Raw genomic sequence first — 26,380 nt, forward strand, 5'->3', positions numbered from 1 at the left:
TCATTTACTTCGTCGGTATTGGCGGTATTGGGATGAGTTCTATTGCTCAATATTTGCATTCGAAAGGTTTTAAAATAAAAGGCTCGGATCTAAGCGAAAATAAAAATGTGCTTGCGTTAAAAGAGATTGGTATTGAAGTTCATATAGGTCATAACCCGCAAAATATTACAAACGATGTTGCCTTTGTTATAGCATCGTCTGCTATAAAAGAAGACAACCCAGAAATTATTGAAGCAATAAAACGTAGTATAAGAGTTTTTAGAAGATATGAACTGCTGGCTTTACTCTTTAACGAAAAATTCGGTATTGCAATTGCAGGTTCTCATGGAAAAACCACAACTACATCTCTTGCAACAGAACTCTTATGTGAAGCCTCTCTAAATCCTGCTGCAATTATTGGCGGTAGAATTCAAAAAATAAAACAAAATGTTATGTGTGGAAACAGTAATTTCTTTATTGCAGAGGCGGATGAAAGTGATGGGGGGTTTTTACTTTTAAACCCAAAAATCGCTATTGTAACCAATATCGACAACGACCATCTAAATTATTACAAAATTTTTGAAAATGAAGTAGAAGCATTCAGAGAATTTATAAAAAAAAGCAATTATGCAATATTGAACATTGATGATGAAAATCTATCTAAAATTGCAAATCAATTAGATAAAGGACGTTGTTTTACTTATTCTTTACATAACAAAAGCGCTCACTTTTGGGCCGAAAATACAATTCATACTGGGAAATTTAGTCAATTTGTTGTTAATACGCCTCAAGGCAAAATTGATATAAAATTAAATATACCAGGTGCTCACAATATCTCAAACTCATTGGCAATTGTGGGTTTAGCACACATATTACGCATAGAAAAACAACATCTTCAAAAAGCACTTGAGTTTTTCAGTGGTGTTGATAGAAGATTTAGTTTCAGATCTTTTTTGAAAGATAATGTAGAAGTATATGATGATTATGCACATCACCCAAAAGAGATCGAGGCTACGCTCCAAGCAGCTAGACAAGTAACTAAATCTCGTGTGGTTGCTATTTTCCAACCACATAGATACACAAGAGTCCAATCTTTAATGGATGAGTTTTCTAAATGCTTCAGGCTTGCTGATATCGTTTTTTTACTTGACATATATCCAGCTGGAGAAAAATCAATTGAAGACATAAATTCAAAGGTTTTGGCTGAAAACATTAATAAATTTTCAAATAATTGCGTATATATAGATGATATAAACCGTATAAAGCCAATTTTGCTCAAAGAAACCAAAGCAGGCGATTTGGTAATCACGATGGGTGCAGGCGATATAACAAAACTTTCATATCAGCTAAATTCTAATGCATCAAGTTGAAATAAATACTAGCAATATAACATCTTTTAAACAACATGGTTTTTGTACATTAAATTATATAGAAACCATAGATGACTTTAACAAAATAGAGCAGGGTGGGTTAATTGGTGGTGGTAGCAATTTGCTAATTAAAACAAATCATTCTTTATTTAAGCTTTCTAAAACGTTTTCTTATATAAATATAAACAACTCTTTAGTAATCATTGGTGGCTCAACCAGCATAAGTTTTGTAAATAGAACATTAATAAAAAACGAATTCTCAGGGCTTGAATTTTTAGGTGGTATACCGGCCACTATTGGTGGTTGCGTTAGAATGAATGCCAGCGCTTTTGGAAAAAGTATAGAAGAAATTTTTGAGTATGCCATTTGCTACAGTGCAGATAAAGGTATCCATACTGTTTATAAAAATGAAGCTAGTTTTGATTATAGAGACTCTAACTTTAAAAACAAAATTATTTTGGAAGTAGGTTTGTGCCTTAAAAAAACGCATTCAGATGATATTGAAAAAAAAATTAGAGAAAACATTCAAATTAGACTTACAAAAGCTCCAATTTTAAGGACATTTGGCAGTACTTTTAAAAATCCCCCACATATGGCTGCTGGAAAATTGATAGAAGAATGCGGTCTTAAGGGGAAAACTGTAAATGATGCCATGATTAGTCAAAAACACGCAAACTATATTATAAATTTACATAAGGCCGTCGTAGATGACGTATTGCATTTAATTGACATTGCTAAAAATAATGTTTATAAAAAGTTCAATATTGAGCTGGAAGAGGAGGTCATAATATTATGAGTATTTTGGTTGTCTGCGGTGGTAACTCATCGGAAAGAGACGTATCTATAAAAAGCGGTAGCGCAATACACCAAGCTCTCCAAAATTTAAAATACGATGCGCAAAATTTTATCTGCTACAATAAAAAAGACTGCATTGAAACAATATTAGACAGAAAACCAGATATTGTGTTTATTGCCCTACATGGTGGCTTTGGAGAAGATGGTACACTGCAGGCAGCACTTGAAATGCACAATATTAAACACACTGGATCAAACTCTCTTTCAAGCAAAATTTGCATGAATAAATTTTTTACAAAAGCTATTTTAAAAGAATATCACATTCCAACCAAACCAGCCTTTTTAGTAAAAAACATAGAAGATATTGAACATATAAAAAGCTTCCCCGTATGTATAAAACCAAACAGTGAAGGCTCTTCAATTGGTGTTGAATTTGCATACGATAACATCCAACTTGAAGCAAAATGTATTGAACTAATTAAACAATTTAAAGAGTTAATCATTGAAGAAAAGATAACTGGTATAGAAGCTACACTTGGTATGGTTGATGGCGAATGCCTGCCTCTAATAGAAATTGCACCAAAGAAAGGCTTTTATGATTATAAAAATAAATACACAAAAGGTGCAACTGAGTATATAATACCTGCTAGAGTCAACCAGTCTATTATTGATGAAATTAACAGAATTGGAAAAATAATCTACAAAGCTCTTTCATGCAAAGGCGCAATAAGAATTGATATGATGCTAGAAAAAAATATACCCTATGTATTAGAAGTAAATACAATACCTGGTATGACTCTAACAAGCCTGCTGCCAAACGCAGCAAAAAATGTAAACATAAGTTTTGAAATGCTTGTAGAAAAAATACTTAAATCTGCGTATGAAGGACTTTAAGAACTTTAAAACCTATAAAAAACAAAAAAAAGATTACTCTTTAATTAAAAGAAAAATCTTTTTAATAGTATTATCTGCATGTTTATTTATAGCTTTTTTTTATGGAATATACAAAGGTTTATATTTTCTTAATAACACACAAAAGTCAAAGTTAAGATATGTATACATTAAAGGAAATAAAATTCTTAAGTCAAGCTATTTAGTTAACACTTTACATACAGGGAATAATACGAAACTTAACAACAAATTAAAAGTAGATGTTTACAATAAATTGATGAAAAACCCATTTATTGCTGAATCACGCGTAGCTATTATTAAACCTGATACACTTTATATAGATATTAAAGAAAAAGTACCATTATGTATCCTAGATTTTAACAACAAGCAGTTTGTTTTTTCTAATAGTGGTCAATACATAACAGACCGCATTGATCCCCAAAAAATAAACATATATAAAATTTTACACATTAAAATGGCAAACTTAACACCTCAAATTAATAATAAAAATGTCATATTAGCACTTGTAGATTTATACAAAAAGTTAGACAAATTAGAAAAAATTAGTTATATTATGATAGTAGGCAATGAATTTGAAGTTTTTTTAGAAAACGGTGTTATGGTAAAAGCAAATGTATTTAATTGCGATTATAATAAATCTACAGGAAGGCTTGAAACAATTTGGCCTAAACTTTTGCCAGATATCAAAAAGATAGAAAGCGTTTCAATATGTTATCCAGATAGAATTATAATAAAATGGAAAACAAAGGAGATAAACAGTGGAAGATAGCGGTAGAATTATAGTAGGCTTGGATATAGGCACAACAAAAGTATGCACAGTGGTTGGCAAATATGAAACGACAGAATTAAAAATAATAGGCATAGGAACAAACCCATCTTCCGGACTTAGAAAAGGTATAGTGATAAACATAGATCAAGCCGTTGATTCAATTAAAAAATCAATATTCAAAGCCGAACAAATGAGCGGTATTAAAATAACAAATGTCTATGCGGGTATTTCAGGTAGTCATATTCGCTCTTATAATTCAACTGGCGTGATAGCAGTAAAAGGCAATGAAGTTACAGAACCTGATATAAAAAGAGTAATAGACGGTGCTAAAGCAATTATCATACCACCAGACAGGGAAATCATACATGTTATACCGCAAGAATTTATTGTTGATGAGCAAACCGGTATAAAAGAACCCTTAGGCATGTCTTGCATTCGACTTGAAGCTAAAGTGCATGTGGTTACAGGCGTGGTATCAAATATACAAAATATTATCAAATGTTGCCAAAAAAGTAATTTAAATGTTACTGATATAGTACTTCAGCCAATTGCTTCATCTTTGGCTGTATTAACACAAGACGAAAAAGACATTGGTGTTTGTTTGGTTGATATTGGTGGTGGTACTACAGATATAGCTGTTTTCTTAAATAATTCCCTTAAGCATACTTTTATCTTATCCATTGGCGGAGATCATGTAACAAACGATATTTCTGTGGCATTTAGACTACCATACAAAGAAGCCGAAAGCTTAAAAATCAATTATGGAACCGCTTTAATTGAAGGTGAATATGAAGATCAGGTTATTGATCTTCAAAGAAACTTCTCTTCAAAAATTAAGCAAATATATAAAAGCGATTTAGCTCAAGTTATTGAGCCTCGAACGGAAGAAATTTTTTCTTTTGTCAAAGAAGAATTAGAAAAACTAAATATATTGGGTTTACTTGGTGCTGGAATAGTGTTAACAGGCGGTAGTGCAATGTTAGAAAATATTACCGATCTAGCAGAAAATGTGTTCAAATTACCAGTTAGAGTAGGCTATCCGATCAATATTGGTGGCATAAAAGATGCACTGGATAACCCAATGTACTCAACGGCAATTGGTTTAACAATGTATGCAATAGAAAATCGTCAAGAAAAGGGTGATGTTTTAGCAACACCAATTAGTGGTGATGCGTCTTTTTCTTCTATTATTTTAAAAATGAAGAAATGGATCAAGGAGATGTTCTGATGAGCGATATAAAGCAAAAAAGCAATGAATTAATTCGCGAAGGTGCTGTCATAAAGGTTTTAGGTATAGGTGGCGGTGGTTCTAACGCTGTAAATAATATGGTAAAATATGGTATAAAGCATGTAGAATTCATATCTATCAACACAGATAAGCAAGCGCTTGATTTATCGTTATCACCAAACAAATTGCAAATCGGCAGTAATTTAACAAAAGGCTTAGGAGCTGGAAGTGATCCTCAAAAAGGCAAAAAGGCAGCAGAAGAAAGCATAGAGGATATTAAAAAAGCTTTGCAAGGCACAGATATGGTCTTTATTACAGCAGGCATGGGTGGTGGTACAGGCACTGGTGCAAGTCCTGTAGTTGCCAAAGTTGCAAAAGATTTAGGAGCACTAACAATTGGTGTTGTTACCAAACCTTTCAGTTATGAAGGAAAAAATAAAGAGAAAATTGCAAAAGAGGGTTTAGAAGAACTAAAACAGATTGTTGATAGTATTATTATAGTACCTAATCAAAAGTTATTTGATTTCTATAAAAATTTAACATTAATTGATGCTTTTAAAAAAGTTGACGATATTTTAAGACAAGCTGTACAAAGCATCGTTGAGCTTGTTCAAAAACCAATCGACAGTGCATCATTTATTATTAACATTGATTTCGCCGATGCCCAAACAATAATGAGCGAAAAAGGCATTGCTTTGATGGGAATAGGTGAAGCAGCAGGTGACAATCGCATAAAAATTGCAACAGAAATGGCAATCTCAAATCCTCTGCTTGAAAACACCAGCATAGAAGGTGCAAAAGGTATCTTGATGAATATTACAGCAAGCAGCAACTTCGGCTTGCAAGAGTTAGAAGAAGCGGCTACCATAATCCAAAATGCTATGAATGATCAAGCAATCTTTAAATATGGTTTCATTGTTAATGATGCACTCGAGGAAAAAGTTCGTGTAACGATTATTGCAACTGGATTTGATGAAAAGGGCAAAGCTACTTTAACTAAAAAAGGAAGCGCACGATATAGAAACATAGATAAAGATTATTTTAATGAAATACGAAAAATATCCGAGATGCCTATTGAGGATAAATTTGATATACCAACATATATAAGGAACAAAGAAGAGTAGTAAATTGATTTGGATATTCTTAGTATCTGCTTTTTCTTTTTTGATAGGTAGCGTGCCATCTGGTTATTTAATAGGAAAAAGCAAAGGTATGGATTTAAAATCCGAGGGTAGTGGCAATATTGGAGCCTCTAACGTTTATAGAGTGCTTGGCAAAAAAGAGGCTTTACTCACTTTGTTGTTTGACATGGCAAAAGGTTTTGTTGCTGTGTTAATAGTTAAACAATTACCCTTTACACAAAATGTAAAAGAGATTTTAATTTCTATTTCCATAATATTTGTTGTTTTAGGTCATGATTTCTCAATATTTTTAGGATTTAAAGGTGGCAAAGGTGTGGCTACAACTTATGGCAGTATTTTATTGTATTCAAATTACGCTTTTGTCGGGTTATTTTTGTGGATTTTAATACTTAAAGTTACAAAATATGCGTCGCTAGCTTCTCTATTATCTTTTACCGTTACTACACTGTTAGTTATAATATTTGAGAGTAGCCTTAAGATGAAAATAGTTTTTCTTATTTTATTGGGCTTGATGGTAATAAGACACTTTAGTAATATAACTAGATTGTTTACAAATAGCGAACATAAAATAAAAGGGAGCGTTTAAAAATGGCATTAAATGAAAAAGAAATTAATTTTATCGCAGATAAGATAGTTAATGTAATGATAAAAAAAGGCTTGGTTCAATTAAAAAAAGACAAAATGGTTATTGCAGACTTTGTTCAGAAAACATTAGAACAAGATGCGCTAAAAGAAAAAGAAATTGACCAAAAAACGCTTTTATACATTGAAAATTATAAAGAACAGATTATTCAGGAAAATATCGATCAAACAAAGTTTTTTCAGATGATGAAAAGAAAAGTTGCAGAAAAAGAAGGTTTTGTTTTATGAAATACTCAAAAGATAGAATACGCAACATAGCAAGAAATATAATAAAAAATCTTGAAAATAATAAATTAGTTGACTTTTTAGTCTCAAGAGATATTCTATTATCAGAGATTGAAAATGTTATTGAGGATTATTTTAAGATAAATGCTCAAGCCTATGAAGTTGCTTTAGAGGAAATTAAAAAGAAAAAGAAAATTATGGCCGGCAGTATTGAGTGGGATATCACATTTCATCAACTATATGAGCAAGAGCTAAATAAAAGGTTATTAAAATGACAAAAGCTTATTTTATATTAGAAAATGGAACAATTTTAAAAGGTTGCTCTTTTGGCGCAAAAGGTACAACAATTGGTGAAGTTGTATTCAATACAAGTATGAGCGGATATCAAGAAATATTAACAGATCCATCCTATAAAGGCCAAATTGTTCTTATGACATACCCGCAAATTGGAAATTATGGCATAAACGATATTGATATTGAAAGCGAAAAACCTATGGCAGAAGGATTTATTGTAAAAGAATTATCGCCTATAGCATCAAATTTTCGAAGTAAATATACGCTAGATGAATATTTAAAAGCACATTCAATAGTTGGTATTTCTGATATTGATACTCGATATTTGACCAAAATTTTACGCCAAAACGGTAGCATGATGGGTATGATAACAACACAAGACTATGCAAAAGATGAACTTATAGCTCAATCGAAAAGTTTAGGCACAATAATTGGAAAAGATTTAGTTCAGTATGTCACATGCCCGTCTTCTTATAAATGGGAAGAGCCATTGTATCACTTTGATTTTGAAAATAAAAAGACACAACAAAATTTATCCAAAAGGCCAAAGGTCATTGTATATGATTTTGGTACAAAAAAGAACATTTTAAGGCACTTATACAGTGCAGGTTTTGAGGTAATTATTGTAAACGCTTATTCAAAATATGAAGACGTTAAAAAACTATCTCCAGATGCTATTTGTTTATCGAACGGTCCCGGAGATCCAAGAGGCTTGAGAGATGAGTATTTGCAAGAAATAAAAAAAACAATCCTAGAATATCCTACATTTGGTATATGTTTTGGACTGCAAATAATTGCAAGGATATTTGGAGCAGAAATTTATAAATTAAAATTTGGCCACCACGGCGCTAATCATCCAGTAAAGAATCTACTTACAGAAAAAATAGAAATAACTGTTCAAAACCACAATTACGCAGCAAAGGAAAATAGCTTAGAAAATAATGGTTTTGAAGTAACATATAAAAATCTAAATGATAATAGCATAGAAGGCGTAAAACACAAAAACTTACCAATATTTGCTGTCCAATACCATCCAGAAGCAAGTGCTGGTCCGCATGATTCGCAATATTTATTCGGTGAATTTTACAAAATGGTTATGGGAGGCGTAAATTGAGAAAACAAAGAACAATCAGTGAAATTGTCAAAGTGTCTGGCATAGGCGTTCATACAGGGAAAAAAGTAGATGTTGTAATAGAACCTGCACCAGAAAATACAGGCATAGTTTTTCATAGAACAGATAAAAATGTTTTTATTAAAGCTAATCAAGTTAATGTAGTTGATACAACTTTATCAACTACATTAGGAATAAACGGAATATATGTGAAAACTGTGGAACATTTATTGTCAAGCTTATATGCATTAAATATAGATAACTGTATTATAAAAATAGACAATGAAGAAGTACCTATACTTGACGGTTCGAGTGCGTCTTGGGTATATTTGTTAAAAAGTGCTTCGTTTGTTGAACAAAAACATTACAAAAAAGTTCTTATTGTAACCAAACCTGTAAAAATTAAAGATAGCGGCAAATTTGTTGCACTTCTACCTTGCAGAAAATTTAAAATAAGTTATTCCATTTCATTTGATGGTACTTTTATAAATAAACAAAAATATGAATTGGAAATAAACGAGCAAAGTTTTATAAAAGAAATCAGCAAAGCAAGGACATTTTGTTTTTTAAGAGATATTGAGTATATGCAACAAAATAATTTAGCACTTGGGGGTAGTTTAGATAATGCTGTTGTAGTTGATGATTATGGCATAGCAAATGAAGATCCACTAAGATATGAAAATGAGTTTGTAAGGCACAAAATTCTTGATGCAATCGGTGATTTATCAATTTTAAATTACGATATAAAAACTCACTATATTGCATACAAATCAGGTCATAATTTAAATTATAGACTTGTATCAAGTTTGCTTGAAGATAAAAAATCTTATGTCATTATAGGCTCACCAAAACAAGAAACACAAATTTTAGAAAACTTAGGTTATTTGAGCCCAGTTGTTGGTTAAGTTTTAATTGGTAAGACATTATTTTAACTTCGTATAATTTACATTATGTCAACTCAAGGTAGGTAGGTAATGAAAGTTTTGGTTACAGGTGGTGCTGGCTATATTGGTTCACATACATTGAAAGCCCTAAGAAATGAAGACATAGAAACACTAACATTTGACAATTTATCTACCGGTCATGAGTGGGCTTTACTTGGAAGTAAATTATTTGTTGGTGATTTATCTGACTTTGAATCAATAAATAAAGCTATCTTGTATTTTAAACCCGACGCTGTTATGCATTTTGCTGCATCAATACAGGTTGGAGAGTCTGTTCTCAATCCCTTATTGTATTACACAAATAATTTGAAAAATACAATAAATCTTCTAAATGCTATGGTAAAAAATAATATAGAAAAAGTTGTTTTCTCATCAAGTGCTGCGGTTTATGGTACACCGCACAACAACAATCCGGTACAAGAAATGTGCACAAATTCACCTATTAATCCCTATGGTCAAACAAAACTAATGACAGAAAAAATTTTGTCTGACATGGCTAATGCAAAACAAATTAAATATATAGCCTTGAGGTATTTTAATGCTGCAGGCGCTGACAAAGATATAGAAATTGGTCAAGCATATAAATTCGCTACACATTTAATAACAAGAGCATTAAAAACAGCTAAAGGCGAGTTTGAAAAACTCGAAATTTATGGCACTGATTACCCTACACCTGATGGCACTTGCATTAGAGACTACATACATGTTGGTGATCTAGCTTTAGCGCATGTGCTTTCACTAAAAGCACTTTTTAATAATATTAAGAATGAAGTGTTCAATGTAGGCTACGGAAATGGCTATTCTGTTAAAGAAGTTATAAGTAAGGTAAAAAAAGTAACAAATATCGACTTTAATGTTTGCAGCGCTCCACGCCGAGAAGGAGACCCTCCTTTCCTTGTAGCAGACAGCTCAAAAATCAAACAAATGCTTGGATGGCAGCCAAAATATAACGATTTAGAGTATATTATAAATACCGCATGGGAATGGGAAAAAAAATTAAGTAAAATCCAATAAGATTCTATGGATCTTGATCTATGTGACTTCAAATTAGTAAAAGTTTATCAACCAAAACATGGCTACCGATTTAGTTTTGAACCATTCGTTTTAGCCGACATTAATAACACAAAGCGAATTAACGAGGTAGCTGATATTGGCAGTGGATGTGGAATTATTGCTATCTTATTATCAAAAAAATATTCAATTAAACACATCTATGCGGTGGAAAATGATCTGGAATTCATCGACATCATCACAGAAAATTTAAAATTAAACAATATTAATAATGTTGAAGTTATTGATAGCATAGATAAATTACCAAACAATTCTTTAGACTTAGTTTTTAGTAACCCACCCTATTACACAAAATCAAGCTTCAGAATATCAAAAAAATATGAAACACAAAAATTTGAAAACACATCTCTTTCGGATATGCTTAATAAAATTAGTATAAAAATAAAAAATGGCGGACTTATTAGACTTTCATTTCACCCAACCAGATTGCTTGAATTATTTTTCGAACTGGCTAATAATAATTTTGGCGTAAAAACAATTCAACCAATATATGGCAAAAAAAATAAAATATCAAAGGCATGCATTGTTGAGGCTAAAAAAAATGCTAAAGCTTATATAACAATCAAAACACCTATTTTTTTAGAAGATTATAGACTGTATGAATAAGATTATCTGTGGATAAACCGTACTTTTGTCTTAAAAATTCTGCTTCACCCTGCTCTATAAAAGCATCAGGCAAAGCTATATGGGATATTTTAGGGCTTTTTTCTAGTTTATTTAAATACGCAAAAGCAATTAAATTTTGACCTAATGATCCAATATAGGTGTTTTCTTCCATTATAATGATATTATCAAATGTTTTTAATATGTTCAAAAATGACTGTGTATCAAATGGTTTTATAAACCTGGCATTTACAACATGAAGATCTATGCCTTTTTCTGCCAAAAAAGAAACTGCTTGCATTGCATATTTTACACAATTTCCATAGGTTATTACACAAATATCAGAAGAATCGGAGTTATTTAAAATTTGCCACTTGCCAAACTCAATTGTATCAGCAAATTGATCGCCAAAGTTAATTGATTCTCCTCGAGGATACCTTATAGCAAATGGGCCATAATTATTATTAATTGCAAACTTAAGCAAAGCATCCAATTCGGTTGCATCCTTTGGTGCAGTAATAACCATATTAGGCACTAAATTCAAGTAAGAAACATCAAATATACCTTGATGCGTTTCACCGTCATCACCCACTATCCCGGCCCTGTCAATAGCAAATACAACATTTAGTTTTTGAAGCGCAATATCATGAATGATTTGATCATAGGAACGTTGTAAGAATGTAGAGTAAATAGCAACAATTGGCCTCATACCAGATATAGCAAGCCCCCCTGCAAATGTTACGGCATGCTGCTCTGCTATACCCACATCAAAAACCCTATCTGGAAAACTAATTTTAGCTTTTTCAAGACCTGTTCCTATAAGCATTGCAGCGCTTACAGCTGCAACCTTAGGATTATCCTGCATAATGTTAATTACGCTATTTCCAAAAACTGATGAATAACTGGATCGTTTATTTTTTTCTAGTGTTTCGCCGGTTTTTATATCAAAAGGACCAATACCGTGAAATTTTGATGGGTTTTCTTCAGCGAATTTATAACCCTTGCCTTTTTTTGTCAAAATATGTACAAAGACAGGACCTCTTAAATTTTTTACATTCTCAAATATCGTAACTAGATCTTCTATGTTTTCACCATCAACTGGCCCAAAATACTTAAAGCCAAATTCTTCAAAAAGCAAACCCGGTGAAAAAAATTTAAAAGACTCTTCAATTTTCTTAGCCAACTTTAAAGCCGGCTCGTTTAAGACAGGAAAACCTTTAATAGCTTTCTCAATTTCTCTTCTTAATGTATTGTATGTAGGACCTGTTAATCTTTTTGTTAGATAGGTAGATATTGCACCTAATGATTTAGATATGGACATCTTATTATCATTTAAAACAACAATTAAATTTTTATCAAGCTCACCGGAATTATTCAGTGCCTCAAAAGTAATTCCACTTGTAAGCGCTCCATCGCCAATAACAGCTATAACTTTACTCTTGATACCTAGGAGATCATTTGCTGTTGTCATACCAAGTGCAGCGGATATAGCCGTGCTTGCATGACCTACATTAAAAGTATCGTACTCACTTTCAGTAATCTTTGGAAACCCACTCAAACCAGCGTATGTTCTTAGCGTTTTAAATTGTTCTCTTCTACCAGTAATAATTTTATGTGCATACGCCTGATGTCCTACATCCCATACAATTTTATCTTTAGGTGTATTAAAGACATAATGTAGAGCTAAAGTAATCTCCACAGCACCCAAAGAAGAAGCTAAGTGGCCACCATTTTTTGACGTAACATCAATAACAATATCTCTTATTTCACTTGCAAGAACGTTTAAATCTCTTATTTTGAGCTGTTTTAAATCATTTGGTGTATTAATATTTTCAATCATTTATATTTTTTTAAATAAACTTTTGCTTGCTTTGCTTCTTGCGAATTTGGATACGTTTTTATAACTTTTTCTAAAAGAAAACGTCCATCTATTTTATCGCCTAAGTTAATAAATGACAAAGCCTCTTTTAGCATAGCTAAACTTGCAAACTTGCTTTTTGGGTAAGCATTCACAATTTGGTCAAAATTAATTATAGCTTTATCGTATATTTTCAAATTATAATAGCTATCGGCAATATAAAAAAGTGCCTGATCGTTTAATTTTGAATTTTTATAAGTTTTTTGAAAATTACTAAAGGCCTTGATAGCTTGATTGTACCCTTTAGCATCAAATAGTGCTTTTGCTTTTTTAAAATCAGCTTCTTCTGGCGAAACTGGCAATGCTTGAGGCGATACTTGATGAACGCTAGCTTGAGTAGATGATGATGATGATAAAGGCTGAGCAGATATCTGCTGTTTTAGAGCATTTACTTCTGCATCTAATTTATCAAGTTTTCCTTTAATTTCAGGCGAAGCACCGCTGCTTGTTTGAATACTTTCTATTTTTCTAGCTAAATCATCTATTTTACCTTTCAATTCGCCATACTTTACAAGCAAATCCTCTATTTTTAAGTACAAGCTAGCTTGATTAGACTGAAGCGTCTTAATATCCTGTGTATTTTTTGATATTTGTTCTAATTGAGAGCTATATGGATTTTCTTGAGCAAAAGCACTACATGACAAACTAAGCACCGCAACCAAAACTATCAAAACCTTTTTCATAGTTTTACCTTAAAATAAAGTTATTTTGATAGTATTACAAATTGATCATTTCTATTTTTAGCCCAAGCGTATTCGTTTTGTGCCGGATCCACTGGTTTTAGCTTACCATTGCTCAGCGTTTCAATTCTGTCTGCTGATATTCCATGCATTACAAGATAATTCTTTGCTGAGTCTGCCCTTCTTTGGCCTAGGGCTAGGTTGTAGGCTTCCGTTCCGCGCTCGTCGCAGTTACCTTCAATTTTAACTTTGATATCAGGGTGTTTTGCCATATAGTCTGATATGCCGTCTAAAGATTTTGGCACATCCTGGTTAATGCCCCATTTGTCAACATGGACTAGGTTCGATTTGTCAAAATTAAAATGGATTCTTTGAAAGATCTCTTTCATGACCTCCTCTTCATTTACCTGTGGCTGAGCTACTGGTGCGGGTGCTTGCTGTTGTACCTCCTGTTTTACTGGCGCTGGTGCTTCTGCTACGGGTTTCTTTGGTGTTGTGCAGCTACAACTATAAGCCAAAAAAGATGCACTAACAATTGCTGCGAGCGAAAGATAAGTCTTCTTCATAATAATACCTCCTCTCAATTTATTTTTTTACTTACGTCTAAACCACCAAAATCAGAATACAACTTATTAGCGCCAATTGCAAGTGAAAAGTTACCGTTAATTGTATTAATTATATATATTCCTTCTTTAGAGTCAATACTACCGTATACAGCAATGTACCTTGAATCATACGACCAGCTAGGAGAATCAAGATAATAAGAGCTGATTATGTTTTCACTGTTCCCACCATTTATTCCTATTATATTTAAAGCAAAATTAGAACCTGCACAAATATAGGCTATCTTTGTACCATCCGGAGAAACAGCTGGCGATTGCGAATTTTGACAATCGTAGGTTAATCTATTTGAAACTCCTAAACTTAAATCAAGAGAATAAATTTGAGGCGATCCTTCAGAATTTGAAACATAAACCATTTTTGACAAGTCAGGCGTAAAATAAGGAGAGATGGTAATACTATGATTATTAGTCAACTGTTTTACAATTTGACCAGATTTATTAACCAAAAAAATATTTATATTGGAGTTTTTATTTATAGATACTGCATAAAGACCATCTTTATAATAAGTTGCATTTTCGCTAAAATTTGAATTTGAGGATAAATTAGTGATATGACTACTTGACAAATTTAATAAATACACACTTGGGTAATTATTTAAATATCCAGTAAAGCTCACTTCATTGTTGGTTACCCACATCGGAAGTAATAAATTGCTATTGTAATGCGTAATTTGTTGAATATTTTCGCCATCAAAATCCGCGATATATAAATTCTTAACTTTCTTGTTTCCTGCTGAAAATATAATCTTACTTTCAAATGGACCATATATACCAGTATCATATAACATAAAATTGTCCACTAACTTATGCGAAACCCATGCAAAGTTATTAGATGTTATTTTAGTATTTATAACAATTTTTTGGTTTGTTACATTGTAAACTTTTGCATCTAAAACAACATTACTATTGCTTTCACTTACACTGCCAAAAACTGCATAATTGCAACCACTAACATTAGAAGGATTGCTGAGCGTTGTATTAATATCATTTACCTGATAAAAACCACTCATATTTAAATCTCTAACTATTACGCTTTTGACTTTTTGGGCTAGTACGGGATTGGAAGATTCGAGATTATAAACATTTATCAATATTTTTTGATAATTTGGGTTTGTGATATTTAGCTCATAATTTTGAGCATACGATACACCGACAAAAGTTAAGAAAAATGCAAAAAATAAAAATATAGCTTTTTTCATCGTATCCTCCTTACTCTTTTATAAAGAAATTTAAAACTAAGTCAAGAGTATTTCGATTATTTAAATAGCGCTTTGGGACTGGAGGAAGTGTAGAGTTATTTATCGCGGTTATAACAGTTCTATCATAATAAGGATTGCCACTTGATTTGACAATGCTTGCATTAATAATCTTACCATTTGCATCAATAACAATTTTAACACGCGTTACAAGTTTGTTGTTTGGTATTAAATTTTGATCCATAAACCAATTTGAATGAATTATACCTTGCACTACAGATAAATAATCAGAAAAAAGCTTATCTTGATTACCTACGCCACTGCCTTGTGCTTTAATATTGCCCACACCAGATTGAGTTTGAGAATTTTCTTTAAGTTGTTGGGCAATTTCTCTAATTTTATTTTCTAGCATAGCTTCTTTCAATTGCGTAATTTTTTCCTGCAGAGCTTTTGCTTTTAATTGCTGAATTTTATTTTGTATATTTTTTTGTACTTCTTTCTGATTAACTGTTTTAGGTTTTGGAACCATTTTTTCAACTTTTCTCGGCTCTATTGTCGGTTTTTCTGTTATCTTTTTTTGTTCTTGTTTAACTTCCTTTTTTTGTGGGATTGCCTCTTGAGCTTTTTTAATTTCTTTATTTATTTTTGGTGGCAGTGTTGTAGCAGGAGTTGGTATTTCTTTAGGTGATGTAGTTAAGGGCTGTATAGTATGCTGGTTTCCTGCCCTACCCTCACCTGGCGTAAGCAAACTAACCGTATAAGTTGGCAAAGTATGCGTTACAATATTCCTAAATAATAAAAATAACAATCCGATAATTATTATATGTATAGCTAAAGATAATACAAAACTAATTAGTTTCATCTATGTTTTATTAGATTTATTAGTTGTTGCAAGACCTACTTTCTCAATACCGCTTTGTTTGGCTATATCAATTATTTTTACCACAAGCCCATATTCTATAGCTTTGTCTGCTTCTATTATAACTTCATTTCCGTGATTATTTTCAAATGCTTTTTTTAAGCCGTCTAAATCTGTTTGCTGTTTATTCAGGTATATTCTTCCCTGGTCATCTACGCTTACGATCAAATCTTTTTTTGTAATGTTGGTGCTACCTGAGTGCGTTTTAGGTAAATTTACTTTTATACCTTTAACTAACATTGGCGTTGTAACCATGAATATAACAAGCAATACTAACATTACATCAACTAGAGGCGTTATGTTAATATCAGAAAAAACTCCTTTAGAGCTATTTAACTTCATTCAATTGCCTCAAGAAAATTCTCTGTTTCTCTAATTATAGAAGTATACAGAGAATATAGGAGATTGTAGCCAATTACAGCCACCACAGCAACAAATATACCCGCTGCAGTCGTAATCAATGCTTCAGATATTCCTGGTGCCACCACACTTATACTTGTTGAATCGGATAAGCCAATATTTCTAAATGCGTTTATTATGCCCCAAATAGTTCCAAACAACCCAACAAAAGGCGCAGTTGCTCCTACAGATGCCAGTATACTAAAACCTCTTTCTAAGTGATTCACTTCTTTTGTTAAATAAGCTTTCGAAACAGAAAGCGATTGTTTGCTCAACATGTAAATTTTAGCATTTAAAGATTCATTTATGCGAGCAAAACTATTCAATGTACTTTCGCTTTCACCATCAATAAACCTCTCTAAAAAAACGTTATTTCTTGTTTTTAAAGAAGATAATTGGATCCATTTATATATCATTATAGTCCACGAAATAATCGACATAATAAGTAAAACACCAAGGACAATAATTGCAATAGCGCCAATGTGTTCAAATCCAATACTTGAAGACATTATTTTTCTCCTTCAAACAAAACATTTAATATGTATTTGTACTTTAATAGGTCCTTATTGATATTTTCATATTCTGATGTGTTAGGCTTTTCTTCATTAAGTTTTGATTCGAGTTCACTTAACGCTTTATTTGCCTCTTCTTTGGTAACATTGTCTTTTGTAAAAACTTCATCACATAGAATATTTGCAACATTGTTATCAAACTCTAAATAACCACCGGCCACAACATATTTATCCTGTAAATTATCATAAAAAAGCTTAACAACACCTACATCCAAAATGCTTATAAAAGGAACGTGGTTTGGCAAAACACCAAACTCACCAACAATTCCTGGTGCTATAACCTGGTCAACTTCTTTGCTTACTATCAATTTTTCAGGTGTAACTATAGTACAATTTATCTTTTCCATAATTACCCCTTAAGTGTTTTTGCTTTTTCTACAGCATCTTCAATTGTACCAACAAGGTAGAATGCCTGTTCTGGTAAATCATCGTATAAACCATCAATGATGCCTTTGAAACCTTTTATTGTATCTTGTATTTTAATATACTTACCTTTCATGCCTGTAAACGCTTCTGCAACGAAAAATGGCTGAGAAAGAAATCTTTGGATCTTTCTCGCTCTTATAACAATAAGTTTGTCTTCTTCTGATAATTCTTCCATACCTAGTATGGCTATAATGTCTTGCAATTCTTTGTATCTTTGGAGTATTTCTTGAACATTTCTTGCTACCAAATAGTGTTCTTCTCCAAGCACATATGGATCAAGAATTCTTGATGTAGAATCCAGTGGGTCAACTGCTGGGTATATACCAAGCTCAGCAAGACGTCTTGAAAGAACAGTTGTAGCATCAAGATGAGAAAACGTAGTAGCGGGTGCTGGGTCTGTTAAGTCGTCTGCTGGGACGTATACAGCTTGAACTGATGTAATTGAACCATTTTTTGTAGAAGTAATGCGCTCTTGAAGCTCACCCATGTCTGTGCCTAGTGTTGGCTGATAACCTACAGCAGAAGGTATCCTACCTAAAAGCGCAGAAACCTCGCTGCCTGCTTGAGTAAACCTAAATATATTATCTATAAACAATAGAATATCTAGTTTACTAGCATCTCTAAAATACTCAGCTATCGTAAGACCCGTTAAACCAACACGAGCCCTTGCTCCAGGTGGCTCGTTCATCTGTCCATACACAAGCGCTGTGTTTTTTAATACACCTGATTCTTTCATTTCATTCCATAAGTCGTTGCCTTCTCTTGTTCGCTCACCAACACCGCAAAATACTGAATAACCACCATGCTGCATAGCAACATTATTAATAAGTTCCATAATAAGCACAGTTTTACCCACGCCAGCGCCACCAAATAAACCTGTTTTTCCACCTTTTGCGTACGGACAAAGCAAATCTATAACTTTAATGCCTGTCTCAAACATTTCGCTGGTTGTAGACTGGTCTTCAAGTGGGGGTGAATCTCTATGAATAGGCCATCTTTCTTTAACATCAACCACTCCTAGCTCATCCACTGGATCACCCACAACATTAATTATCCTACCAAGCACTTCTTTGCCGACTGGTGCAGTTATATAGCTGCCTGTATCAATAACCTCTATTCCTCTAACAAGGCCATCTGTAGAATCCATTGCGATTGTTCTTACCCTGTTTTCACCTAAATCCTGAGCTACCTCCAAAACAAGATCAGAAGCAACATTTTCAATAAATTCTTTTTTTATTATCAATGCATTATAGATAGAAGGGACTTGGCCCTCGGGAAACTCAACATCAACTACAGCGCCTAAAACCTGAATAATTTTACCTTTATTCATACCCTTTACTCCTTTTTTATTTCATTGCTTCTATGCTTGTTGTTATCTCTATTAGTTCTTTTGTAATGGCAGCTTGTCTAGCTTTATTATAAAACAATGTTAACTTTTTAATCATATCTTGGGCATTCTTTGTAGCTGCTTCCATAGCAAGCATTCTGGCTGCATATTCGCCTGCAAGCGACTCTAAGAAACTATCATAAAGTGACATGTAGACATACTTTAACAGTATTTCATCCAAAACCGCTTCTTTAGAAGGTTCAAATGTAAATTTTTCGTATTTTTGCTCTCGATCATCTTCACTTTCAAAACTAATAGGCAAAACTTTCTTAACAGTAGGTCTTTGAACAAGCATATTTACAAACTTATTGTATATAATGTAGACTTCGTCTGTTTTTTCATCGAGAAAATCTTTAATGGCGACACTCATAATCTTTTTTGCATCAATAAACCTTGCTTCATTTTTGAGCATACCTGTGTAGAAATGCTTTGTTTCTAAGCCTTTAAAGTGAAAATAATCGTAAACTTTTTTACCTATAACTGTTATAGACACAGACTTATTCTTAGATGAAATGCTTTTTACTAGATTCTCTGTTTCTTTAATGATATTGTGATTAAAGCCACCGCATAGGCCTTTGTCTGATGCTACAACTATAATATCAACGGATTTCACATCCCTTATAAAAAGAAATTTATTTTCATACGGCGGTGTGTACTCAGACAAATACTGTATTATTTCTTCAAATTTTTCCATATATGGCCTAAACTGCAAAGCTGTATGTTGAATTTTTCTAAGTTTTGCAGCAGCTACCATTTTCATGGCTTTAGTTATTTGCTGTGTTTTGCCTATGCTGTTTATTTTTCTTTTAATATCCCTACTTGACATAATTTAACCTCAAGCCCTAAATATAGTTTTGAATTCTTCTAAAGCTTTATCCATTTTTGACTTTAGCTCGTCATTGATTGTCCTTTTATCTTTCAACTCTTGAAATATATCCGGATATTTGGTTTCAATAAACTTATAAAGCTCTTCTTCGTATTTTTTTAAAGCTTTATTTGGTAAATCATCTAAAAAGCCGTTATTGCCCGCATATATAATGAGTATCTGCTTATGAACCGTAATCGGGGCAAAAGGAGGCTGTTTTAACACTTCTACAAGCTTTGAACCTCGGTTTAGCTGTTGAAGGGTTAATTTGTCAAGGTCGCTTCCAAACTGAGCAAATGCTGCAAGCTCTCTGTACTGAGCAAGCGAAAGTCTAAGCATACCAGCAACCTGTTTCATAGCTTTAATCTGAGCTGCACCACCAACCCTTGATACAGACAGACCTACATTTACAGCAGGTCTAATACCTGCGTAGAATAAGTCTGCTTCCAAGAATATTTGACCGTCTGTAATAGATATAACGTTTGTAGGAATATAGGCTGAGATATCGCCTGCTTGCGTTTCAATAATTGGTAGGGCAGTTAGAGAACCTCCACCTAATTCATCCGACAATTTGGCCGCTCTCTCAAGTAGTCTTGAGTGAAGGTAAAATACATCACCTGGATAAGCTTCTCTGCCCGGTGGTCTTCTAAGCAGCAAAGACATTTGTCTGTATGCTTGAGCATGTTTGCTTAAATCATCGTATATCAATAAAGCGTGTTTTCCATTGTCCCTAAAATGCTCACCCATTGTAACGCCAGCATATGGGGCTAAATACTGTAGTGGGGCTGGATCTGAAGCAGTTGCTGCAACGATTGTGGTATATTCCATAGCGCCTAAATTTTCCAATTGCTTTTTCATTCGGGCTATAGTAGAGCGTTTTTGCCCAATGGCTACATATATACAGTAAACATTTTCCCCTTTCTGGTTAACAATGGTATCCAGCGCTATTTGAGTTTTGCCTACTTGCCTATCACCAATAATCAATTCCCTTTGGCCTCTACCTATTGGAATCATCGTATCTATTGCTTTGATACCTGTCTGAAGCGGCTCTTTTACGGGCTGCCTTTTAACAATACCGGGGGCTTTAATTTCTATCCTTCTATAGTGTTGAGAATTAATGGGACCCATACCATCAATAGGGTTTCCCAGTGCATCTACAACTCTACCAACTAGCGCATCCCCTACTGGCACCTGTGTAATCTTGCCGGTTCTTTTTACAGAATCACCTTCTTTAATGCCAGTATCTTCACCTAATATAACAGCACCTACATTATCTTCCTCGAGGTTTAGAGCCATACCAACTACGCCATTTTGGAATTCAATAAGCTCATTGGCCATAACATTTGTTAGGCCGTATATACGCGCTATGCCGTCACCAACGCTCAAAACTTTACCAACTTCGCTAACTTCAACAAAGTCTTTGGCTTGTTCTATTTCTTTAGCGATTATTTCACTAATTTCGCTAGGTTTGATATTCATCCATTCCCTCCTTGAGAAATGTTCAAATTATTTAGTCTATTGGCTATATTTGATAAGTAGGTCTTTATACTGCCATCGTAAATTTTACCTTCTATTTCAACTACAATGCCGCCTATTAAGTTTTTATCTGCAAAAAACTCAAAATCCAGCATCTTACCTGAGATTTTGGAAAAGATATCAGACAATACTTTTTTTTCATTGCTGACAAGCTCAATAGCGCTTGTAACTACAGCTTTTGCTTTGTTTTGGCTTTGAAGCATTAATTGGTTAAAACTATCGAGCACATCGAAAATAAGCCCTATCCTTCCGTTTATCACCATAAACTTTAGCAAGTTATAAACAACACCGTCTGAGATATCTTTGAGTATTGACAGCTTGTTTTCCATTGGATAAATAGAAACTTTCAACAATTCGAGCAATTTTTTATTTTCTTGAAACACCGCGCAAACTTTACTTAAATCACTATAAGCAGAGTCCAAACTAATAGACTTAAACTTGCAAACTTTTTCTAGAGCCCTTGCATACCTTAGAGAAATTATCTTATTTATCATACTCAACCCCGAAAGAATCAAAGTAGCGTTTGTTTATATTGCGCAGATCTTGTTCATTCAAAGATAAAAACTGCTGTCTTGCTTTTGCAATGGCTTTTGATATGATTTTCTCAATAAAGTTCTTGTAAGCTTTATTTAAAATCATAGCTTTTTCTTGCTCTATGCGCTTTTTAAAAATTTCTTCAAGCTCTTTTGCAGCATTAGCGTAATCCTCTTTCTCTTTTTCGCCCATTTGTTTGTAAATATTTATTATGCTTTCAACTTCACTTGAAAGTTTAGATAACAAACTTTGAGCCTCACTAAGCGCACTTTGAGCTTCTTCTTTGGCTTTCTTGGCATTTTCTATCTCTTCAAATATTTGTTTTTTTCGGTTTTTGAAGTAATTTACGATGGGCTTTCGCACAAAATAGACAATTAAAGCAGCAAAAATAATGAAATCGATAACACGCCAGACCATGTGTGCACTGCCTGCTTCGGATTGACTTGCAAAAGCAGCAATGGGCGTTGCAACTAAAATTACCAAAGAATAAATGAATTTCATGTCTAGCCCTCACTTTTTACAATATTTTTCAACAGAAGGCTCGATATTTGGTTCGCAATAGAATCGATGTTTTGAGCTTCTTTTTGTATATCTTGCTCAGTAGTGCTGGAAAAAGCCGCCTGTTCTTTCTTAAACAGCTCATTTATTTGAGAGAGTTTTTCTTCTTTTATCTTCTTAGCTTCTTCAAGCATAGAGTTAAATATCCTCTTGCCTTCTTCTTCTACATTGAGTTTTTCTTGATTGTACTGCTGTAGTTTTAGTTTTACTTCTTCTTTTAGCTTTTGACTTTCAGCTAACAAATTTGAAACAAACTCTTGCCTTTTTTTAATCATTTCAAGCACAGGTTTATATAAAAGGACATTGAGAATAAAAAGCAAAATGGTAAAACCAAGCATTTGTGCCAGTATAAACTGCCAAACCAAATTAACGCTTATCACGCGCACCTCCTTATCAAAAATCTGTGGTAGGTTACCAAATTTAAAAAAAAAAGTCAATTGTTATTTAATCGTGTTACGCCAAAATAAAAATGTCACCTTTACGGTAATGCTATAAAATATCCTTCTGGAATTTATTAACAAGGAGGATATAATGGCAAAGGACACTATCATGGCAACGCAAGGAGAACTGAACAGACTCCACGTAATTAAAAATGTTTTAGAAGGCAGCCTTACGCAAGGCAAAGCGGCAAAAATGCTTTCATTATCCGTAAGGCAGGTAAAAGGATTAGTTAAAAAAGTCAAATCAACCGGAGATATTGCAATTGTGCATTCCTCAAGGGGAAAGCCTTCACACAGAAAATTATCAGGCGAGATTAAAACAAAAGTGTTAAATTTGTACAAGGAGAAATATCCCGACTTCGGTCCGACTCTTTTTTGCGAAAAACTTCTCGAATATCATGACATAAAATTAAGCGACGAGACATTAAGAAAATGGTTATTGCAGGAGGGATTATGGAAAAGAAAGAGAAAAACAATAATCCGCAAACAGCTGAGGGAAAGAAAGCACTGCTTCGGCGAAATGCTTCAGCTGGACGGCTCTCATCACGACTGGTTCGAGGGCATAAGTGATAAATCCGTTCTTATATCTTTTATAGACGATGCCTCCGGTATGGTCTATGCAAGATTTTACGAATACGTTGGAACTATTCCCGCAATGAGCCTATTAAAGCAATATATTGAAGAATACGGTCTTTCCGATGAGCATTTACTCGGATAGGCATACCACATATAAATCGACCAATAAAAATAAAGAGTCCTTATCCCAGTTTGAAAGGGCTCTTTTTGAACTCGGAATAGAATTAATACATGCCAACAGCCCTCAGGCTAAGGGCAGAATAGAAAGATTGTTTAAGACACTGCAGATAGGTTAGTTAAAGAGATGAGATTAAAAAATATAAGCGATATTAATACCGTCAAATAGTTTTTTAAAAGAATATCTGCCTATTTTCAATGAAAGATTCGGCATCGTTCCCTTTGACGATACAGACGTAAATGTAAGGATAGACAAAACTGTCAATCTTGATAGTTATTTCTGCATTAAGCAGGAAAGAACCGTTAAGAACGACAATACGATATCCTATAACTCTAAGCTATATCAGTTAGAGCCTCTAATCAGGGCAAAAAAGGTAACGGCAGAAGAACATTTAGATAACTACTTGCATTTAAAATATAACGGCTCATATATTAAATACAAGGAGATAACAAAAAGGCCGGTTAAACTCATAGAGAAAGTAACTAAAATAAGAAAAAAATATATACCTCCTTCGGATCATCCGTGGAGAAAACCGTTTAAGGAATATTTTCAGGCGGCGGACGAAAAATGAATCCCTTCGCAAACTCTTTTTACTTGCGCTCAAAGAGTATTACTACTTAGTTTTCGTCCGCCATTAAACAAAGCTGAAAAGAGTTTAAAAAACGTCGGCATATTAATATTAATTTTAATTTTAACCAAAAGAAGACATTCCTATTTTGCCTTGACATTGTTAAAATTAAATTTGACTTCTAAAAAATTAATGTGATACAACACTAAATATAGGGTTAATACTGAGGAGGAAAATATGGCAAAAAACGCTATTTTTATCAGGACGCCCGAAATAAGCTGGACGCCCGCAAGTTCTATTTACGGCGAATCCGTATTGTACAACGGTAAAGAAATAGTTTTTGTAAAACAGTTGACTAACAGGCTTGAACAGGGAAAAGGAGTAGCTTATTTAATTAAACTCATCCCTCCTGAAAGCAAAATAATTAGAACGGTAGCCGTTGCCAGTTCAGACGAACACGTTTATATACTTGAAGGGGGATACTGTTACAGGAACGGAGAGCAAAGATTATTCCCCGGAGATTATGTATTGAATCCCGAAGGTCATCCGCATGCCGCTTTAGTTAATATTGAAACGGTGGCTCTTGTAGTATGCACTGGAGCAACGGACGAGGTAAAGGAAATTACTGTGATAGAACCGAAACTTTAATAAGGAACATCTTTCTCGTTTACGAGCATTTTTAAGTCGTTTAACAACTGAATCTGCATCCTTAAGGAAATAGTTTTTGCAAGAGGGAGTCTTTTCGCGGGAATAAAAAATAAAGGTGTCGAACATATCACAGAATTAAAGAAATTTGATACCTTTATTTTTTATTCCTTTTTCTTTAAAAAACGTCGGCATATTAATATTAATTGAAAGGTGGCATTGTTATTTAATCGTTTTTTTATATAAATTCTTTAATAGTAGCCAAAATAAATCTTTTGAGCTTTTTGCCCCTTTCAAATAATCAGCCAATACGCTTTCATTGCCTTTTGATAGTTTTGAAAAAACGAAATAAGGAAACTTTGCAACTATCTGGGATATATAGTAACTATACTTATTACCTTCTAAAATTTTGCTTGCAAGGCACACATAAGCTTCATAGGGGTTTTTAGGAAAACTCAAAATGGAAGCTGCAGCTAAATGGGCACTGTAAATTGCGTTATATATGCCTTCTAAACTAAAGGGGTCAGCTAAACATGCCGCGTCGCCAACGAGTAAAATATTACTTTTCCCTAAGTTATTTTTAGAAAAAGCGATAGGTATAAAATAACCTTTAACATCAAAAACATCATCTGTTTTATAATATTTGTAAAAAAGTTTGTTTATATTCTTTTTGGGTGATGCAATGCCACATGCTTGATTTTGAGGAAAAGACCAATAATAATTGATTTTCCCAAATCCTATGTCAACATTTATATAATCTATTAAAGTATTGCTTTTGCCTTGTAAAGTTTTTATTGTAAACTTTGGCTTTATATGCAAAATTTTTCTTACCGTTGAGTTTGCACCATCGGCACCTATTAGATATTTTGACTTGTAATGGTTCTTGCTAGTATATACTTCTATCATGGTATCATCGTAACTTAAGGCTATTAATTTTTCATTTTCAAATTTACAACCGCTTTTTACTGCGCTCTCAAGTAAGTAGTTGTCAAATACTTTTCTATCAACAAAATAGGCAAAAGGCTCTGTTGATTCTATACTCAAACAAGCACTTTTTTTATAGCTTAAAATAGCTTTAAAAGCTATTTTCTCTGACAAATCGCCAATATTTGGTATGTAATCGATAATTTTTGCAGAAACACAACCACCGCACAATTTAACTCTTGGAAAAGCTTTTGAATCAATAATTAAAACTTTATAGCCACATTGAGATAAAATTTTTGCAGCTGTAGAGCCCGCTGGGCCTGCACCTACCACAATACAATCATAAAACAT

30 protein-coding genes are annotated in these 26,380 nt (G+C 33.3%); 15 read left to right on the forward strand and 15 right to left on the reverse strand.

The window, feature by feature from the left end:
• Positions 1 to 2 precede the first annotated feature (2 nt).
• From murC to DESAMIL20_RS04905, 13 genes are all read left to right on the forward strand, one after another.
• Positions 3 to 1,349 (forward strand): UDP-N-acetylmuramate--L-alanine ligase, encoded by a 1,347-nt coding sequence (gene murC, locus DESAMIL20_RS04845; protein WP_275074320.1) that lies wholly within the window; start codon positions 3 to 5, stop codon positions 1,347 to 1,349.
• The gene (gene murB, locus DESAMIL20_RS04850) at positions 1,336 to 2,145 is read left to right on the forward strand and encodes a UDP-N-acetylmuramate dehydrogenase (RefSeq protein WP_086033686.1); all 810 of its coding nucleotides are present in this window, start codon (positions 1,336 to 1,338) and stop codon (positions 2,143 to 2,145) included. The genes murC and murB overlap by 14 nt, the downstream gene beginning before the upstream one ends.
• Positions 2,142 to 3,038 carry a D-alanine--D-alanine ligase family protein gene (locus DESAMIL20_RS04855; RefSeq protein ID WP_086033687.1) on the forward strand — a complete coding sequence of 299 codons (897 nt, stop codon included), beginning with the start codon at positions 2,142 to 2,144 and terminating at the stop codon, positions 3,036 to 3,038. Before murB ends, DESAMIL20_RS04855 begins: the two co-directional genes overlap by 4 nt.
• Positions 3,025 to 3,825, forward strand: coding sequence for a cell division protein FtsQ/DivIB (locus DESAMIL20_RS04860; protein ID WP_086033688.1), 801 nt, complete (start codon positions 3,025 to 3,027; stop codon positions 3,823 to 3,825). Before DESAMIL20_RS04855 ends, DESAMIL20_RS04860 begins: the two co-directional genes overlap by 14 nt.
• Positions 3,815 to 5,053: a cell division protein FtsA gene (ftsA, locus tag DESAMIL20_RS04865; RefSeq protein ID WP_086033689.1), complete on the forward strand. Its 1,239-nt coding sequence runs from the start codon at positions 3,815 to 3,817 to the stop codon at positions 5,051 to 5,053. Before DESAMIL20_RS04860 ends, ftsA begins: the two co-directional genes overlap by 11 nt.
• Positions 5,053 to 6,177 (forward strand): cell division protein FtsZ, encoded by a 1,125-nt coding sequence (gene ftsZ / locus DESAMIL20_RS04870; RefSeq protein WP_086033690.1) that lies wholly within the window; start codon positions 5,053 to 5,055, stop codon positions 6,175 to 6,177. Before ftsA ends, ftsZ begins: the two co-directional genes overlap by 1 nt.
• Positions 6,178 to 6,181: 4 nt before the next feature.
• Complete coding sequence (gene plsY, locus DESAMIL20_RS04875; RefSeq protein WP_086033691.1) at positions 6,182 to 6,781, forward strand: glycerol-3-phosphate 1-O-acyltransferase PlsY; 600 nt, start codon at positions 6,182 to 6,184, stop codon at positions 6,779 to 6,781.
• Between the two features lie 2 nt (positions 6,782 to 6,783).
• On the forward strand, positions 6,784 to 7,065 hold the full coding sequence (locus tag DESAMIL20_RS10775) for a DUF507 family protein (RefSeq protein WP_086033692.1): 282 nt from the start codon (positions 6,784 to 6,786) through the stop codon (positions 7,063 to 7,065).
• Positions 7,062 to 7,337: a DUF507 family protein gene (locus DESAMIL20_RS10780; RefSeq protein ID WP_086033693.1), complete on the forward strand. Its 276-nt coding sequence runs from the start codon at positions 7,062 to 7,064 to the stop codon at positions 7,335 to 7,337. The genes DESAMIL20_RS10775 and DESAMIL20_RS10780 overlap by 4 nt, the downstream gene beginning before the upstream one ends.
• The gene (gene carA / locus DESAMIL20_RS04890; RefSeq protein WP_086033694.1) at positions 7,334 to 8,470 is read left to right on the forward strand and encodes a glutamine-hydrolyzing carbamoyl-phosphate synthase small subunit; all 1,137 of its coding nucleotides are present in this window, start codon (positions 7,334 to 7,336) and stop codon (positions 8,468 to 8,470) included. Before DESAMIL20_RS10780 ends, carA begins: the two co-directional genes overlap by 4 nt.
• Positions 8,467 to 9,372, forward strand: coding sequence for a UDP-3-O-acyl-N-acetylglucosamine deacetylase (gene lpxC, locus DESAMIL20_RS04895; protein ID WP_086033695.1), 906 nt, complete (start codon positions 8,467 to 8,469; stop codon positions 9,370 to 9,372). The genes carA and lpxC overlap by 4 nt, the downstream gene beginning before the upstream one ends.
• A gap of 69 nt (positions 9,373 to 9,441) precedes the next feature.
• Positions 9,442 to 10,425, forward strand: a complete 984-nt coding sequence (galE, locus tag DESAMIL20_RS04900; RefSeq protein ID WP_086033696.1) for a UDP-glucose 4-epimerase GalE — start codon at positions 9,442 to 9,444, stop codon at positions 10,423 to 10,425.
• A gap of 6 nt (positions 10,426 to 10,431) precedes the next feature.
• Complete coding sequence (locus tag DESAMIL20_RS04905) at positions 10,432 to 11,088, forward strand: tRNA1(Val) (adenine(37)-N6)-methyltransferase (RefSeq protein ID WP_086033697.1); 657 nt, start codon at positions 10,432 to 10,434, stop codon at positions 11,086 to 11,088.
• On the opposite strand, the gene dxs is transcribed toward DESAMIL20_RS04905, so the two are convergent.
• The 14 genes from dxs to DESAMIL20_RS04975 are packed head-to-tail and all read right to left on the reverse strand — an operon-like array spanning position 11,054 to position 23,078.
• On the reverse strand, positions 11,054 to 12,925 hold the full coding sequence (gene dxs / locus DESAMIL20_RS04910; protein WP_086033698.1) for a 1-deoxy-D-xylulose-5-phosphate synthase: 1,872 nt from the start codon (positions 12,923 to 12,925) through the stop codon (positions 11,054 to 11,056). The two genes, DESAMIL20_RS04905 and dxs, sit on opposite strands and share 35 nt — an antisense overlap.
• Positions 12,922 to 13,686 carry a tol-pal system protein YbgF gene (gene ybgF / locus DESAMIL20_RS04915; protein ID WP_086033699.1) on the reverse strand — a complete coding sequence of 255 codons (765 nt, stop codon included), beginning with the start codon at positions 13,684 to 13,686 and terminating at the stop codon, positions 12,922 to 12,924. Before ybgF ends, dxs begins: the two co-directional genes overlap by 4 nt.
• Positions 13,687 to 13,706: 20 nt before the next feature.
• On the reverse strand, positions 13,707 to 14,249 hold the full coding sequence (locus tag DESAMIL20_RS04920; RefSeq protein ID WP_086033700.1) for an OmpA family protein: 543 nt from the start codon (positions 14,247 to 14,249) through the stop codon (positions 13,707 to 13,709).
• 14 nt (positions 14,250 to 14,263) lie between these two features.
• Positions 14,264 to 15,505: a PD40 domain-containing protein gene (locus DESAMIL20_RS04925; RefSeq protein ID WP_086033701.1), complete on the reverse strand. Its 1,242-nt coding sequence runs from the start codon at positions 15,503 to 15,505 to the stop codon at positions 14,264 to 14,266.
• A gap of 10 nt (positions 15,506 to 15,515) precedes the next feature.
• Positions 15,516 to 16,364 (reverse strand): energy transducer TonB, encoded by an 849-nt coding sequence (locus DESAMIL20_RS04930; protein ID WP_086033702.1) that lies wholly within the window; start codon positions 16,362 to 16,364, stop codon positions 15,516 to 15,518.
• Positions 16,365 to 16,763, reverse strand: a complete 399-nt coding sequence (locus DESAMIL20_RS04935) for an ExbD/TolR family protein (protein WP_086033703.1) — start codon at positions 16,761 to 16,763, stop codon at positions 16,365 to 16,367.
• The gene (locus DESAMIL20_RS04940; protein ID WP_086033704.1) at positions 16,760 to 17,329 is read right to left on the reverse strand and encodes a MotA/TolQ/ExbB proton channel family protein; all 570 of its coding nucleotides are present in this window, start codon (positions 17,327 to 17,329) and stop codon (positions 16,760 to 16,762) included. Before DESAMIL20_RS04940 ends, DESAMIL20_RS04935 begins: the two co-directional genes overlap by 4 nt.
• A complete protein-coding gene (atpC, locus tag DESAMIL20_RS04945; protein ID WP_086033705.1) occupies positions 17,329 to 17,739 on the reverse strand; it encodes an ATP synthase F1 subunit epsilon in 411 nt (136 codons plus the stop codon). Before atpC ends, DESAMIL20_RS04940 begins: the two co-directional genes overlap by 1 nt.
• Before the next feature lie 2 nt (positions 17,740 to 17,741).
• Positions 17,742 to 19,148 (reverse strand): F0F1 ATP synthase subunit beta, encoded by a 1,407-nt coding sequence (atpD, locus tag DESAMIL20_RS04950; RefSeq protein WP_086033706.1) that lies wholly within the window; start codon positions 19,146 to 19,148, stop codon positions 17,742 to 17,744.
• 16 nt (positions 19,149 to 19,164) lie between these two features.
• Positions 19,165 to 20,031 carry an ATP synthase F1 subunit gamma gene (gene atpG / locus DESAMIL20_RS04955; RefSeq protein ID WP_086033707.1) on the reverse strand — a complete coding sequence of 289 codons (867 nt, stop codon included), beginning with the start codon at positions 20,029 to 20,031 and terminating at the stop codon, positions 19,165 to 19,167.
• A 9-nt stretch (positions 20,032 to 20,040) separates the two neighbouring features.
• Complete coding sequence (gene atpA, locus DESAMIL20_RS04960; protein WP_086033708.1) at positions 20,041 to 21,549, reverse strand: F0F1 ATP synthase subunit alpha; 1,509 nt, start codon at positions 21,547 to 21,549, stop codon at positions 20,041 to 20,043.
• Entirely contained in the window at positions 21,546 to 22,100 is a 555-nt protein-coding gene (gene atpH / locus DESAMIL20_RS04965; protein ID WP_086033709.1) for an ATP synthase F1 subunit delta, read from the reverse strand. Before atpH ends, atpA begins: the two co-directional genes overlap by 4 nt.
• Positions 22,090 to 22,641: an ATP synthase F0 subunit B gene (locus DESAMIL20_RS04970; protein ID WP_086033710.1), complete on the reverse strand. Its 552-nt coding sequence runs from the start codon at positions 22,639 to 22,641 to the stop codon at positions 22,090 to 22,092. Before DESAMIL20_RS04970 ends, atpH begins: the two co-directional genes overlap by 11 nt.
• Before the next feature lie 2 nt (positions 22,642 to 22,643).
• Positions 22,644 to 23,078 carry an ATP synthase F0 subunit B gene (locus DESAMIL20_RS04975; protein ID WP_086033711.1) on the reverse strand — a complete coding sequence of 145 codons (435 nt, stop codon included), beginning with the start codon at positions 23,076 to 23,078 and terminating at the stop codon, positions 22,644 to 22,646.
• 151 nt (positions 23,079 to 23,229) lie between these two features.
• Here DESAMIL20_RS04975 and DESAMIL20_RS04980 point away from each other — a divergent pair, with 151 nt between their 5' ends.
• Positions 23,230 to 23,856, forward strand: coding sequence for a hypothetical protein (locus DESAMIL20_RS04980; RefSeq protein ID WP_086033712.1), 627 nt, complete (start codon positions 23,230 to 23,232; stop codon positions 23,854 to 23,856).
• Positions 23,857 to 24,697: 841 nt separating this feature from the next.
• A complete protein-coding gene (locus DESAMIL20_RS04985) occupies positions 24,698 to 25,108 on the forward strand; it encodes a cupin domain-containing protein (RefSeq protein ID WP_086033713.1) in 411 nt (136 codons plus the stop codon).
• A 219-nt stretch (positions 25,109 to 25,327) separates the two neighbouring features.
• Here the strand turns inward: DESAMIL20_RS04985 and DESAMIL20_RS04990 are convergent, their stop codons facing one another.
• The gene (locus DESAMIL20_RS04990) at positions 25,328 to 26,380 is read right to left on the reverse strand and encodes a geranylgeranyl reductase family protein (RefSeq protein ID WP_086033714.1); all 1,053 of its coding nucleotides are present in this window, start codon (positions 26,378 to 26,380) and stop codon (positions 25,328 to 25,330) included.

It is taken from the genome of Desulfurella amilsii (assembly GCF_002119425.1).
Classification (GTDB): domain Bacteria; phylum Campylobacterota_A; class Desulfurellia; order Desulfurellales; family Desulfurellaceae; genus Desulfurella; species Desulfurella amilsii.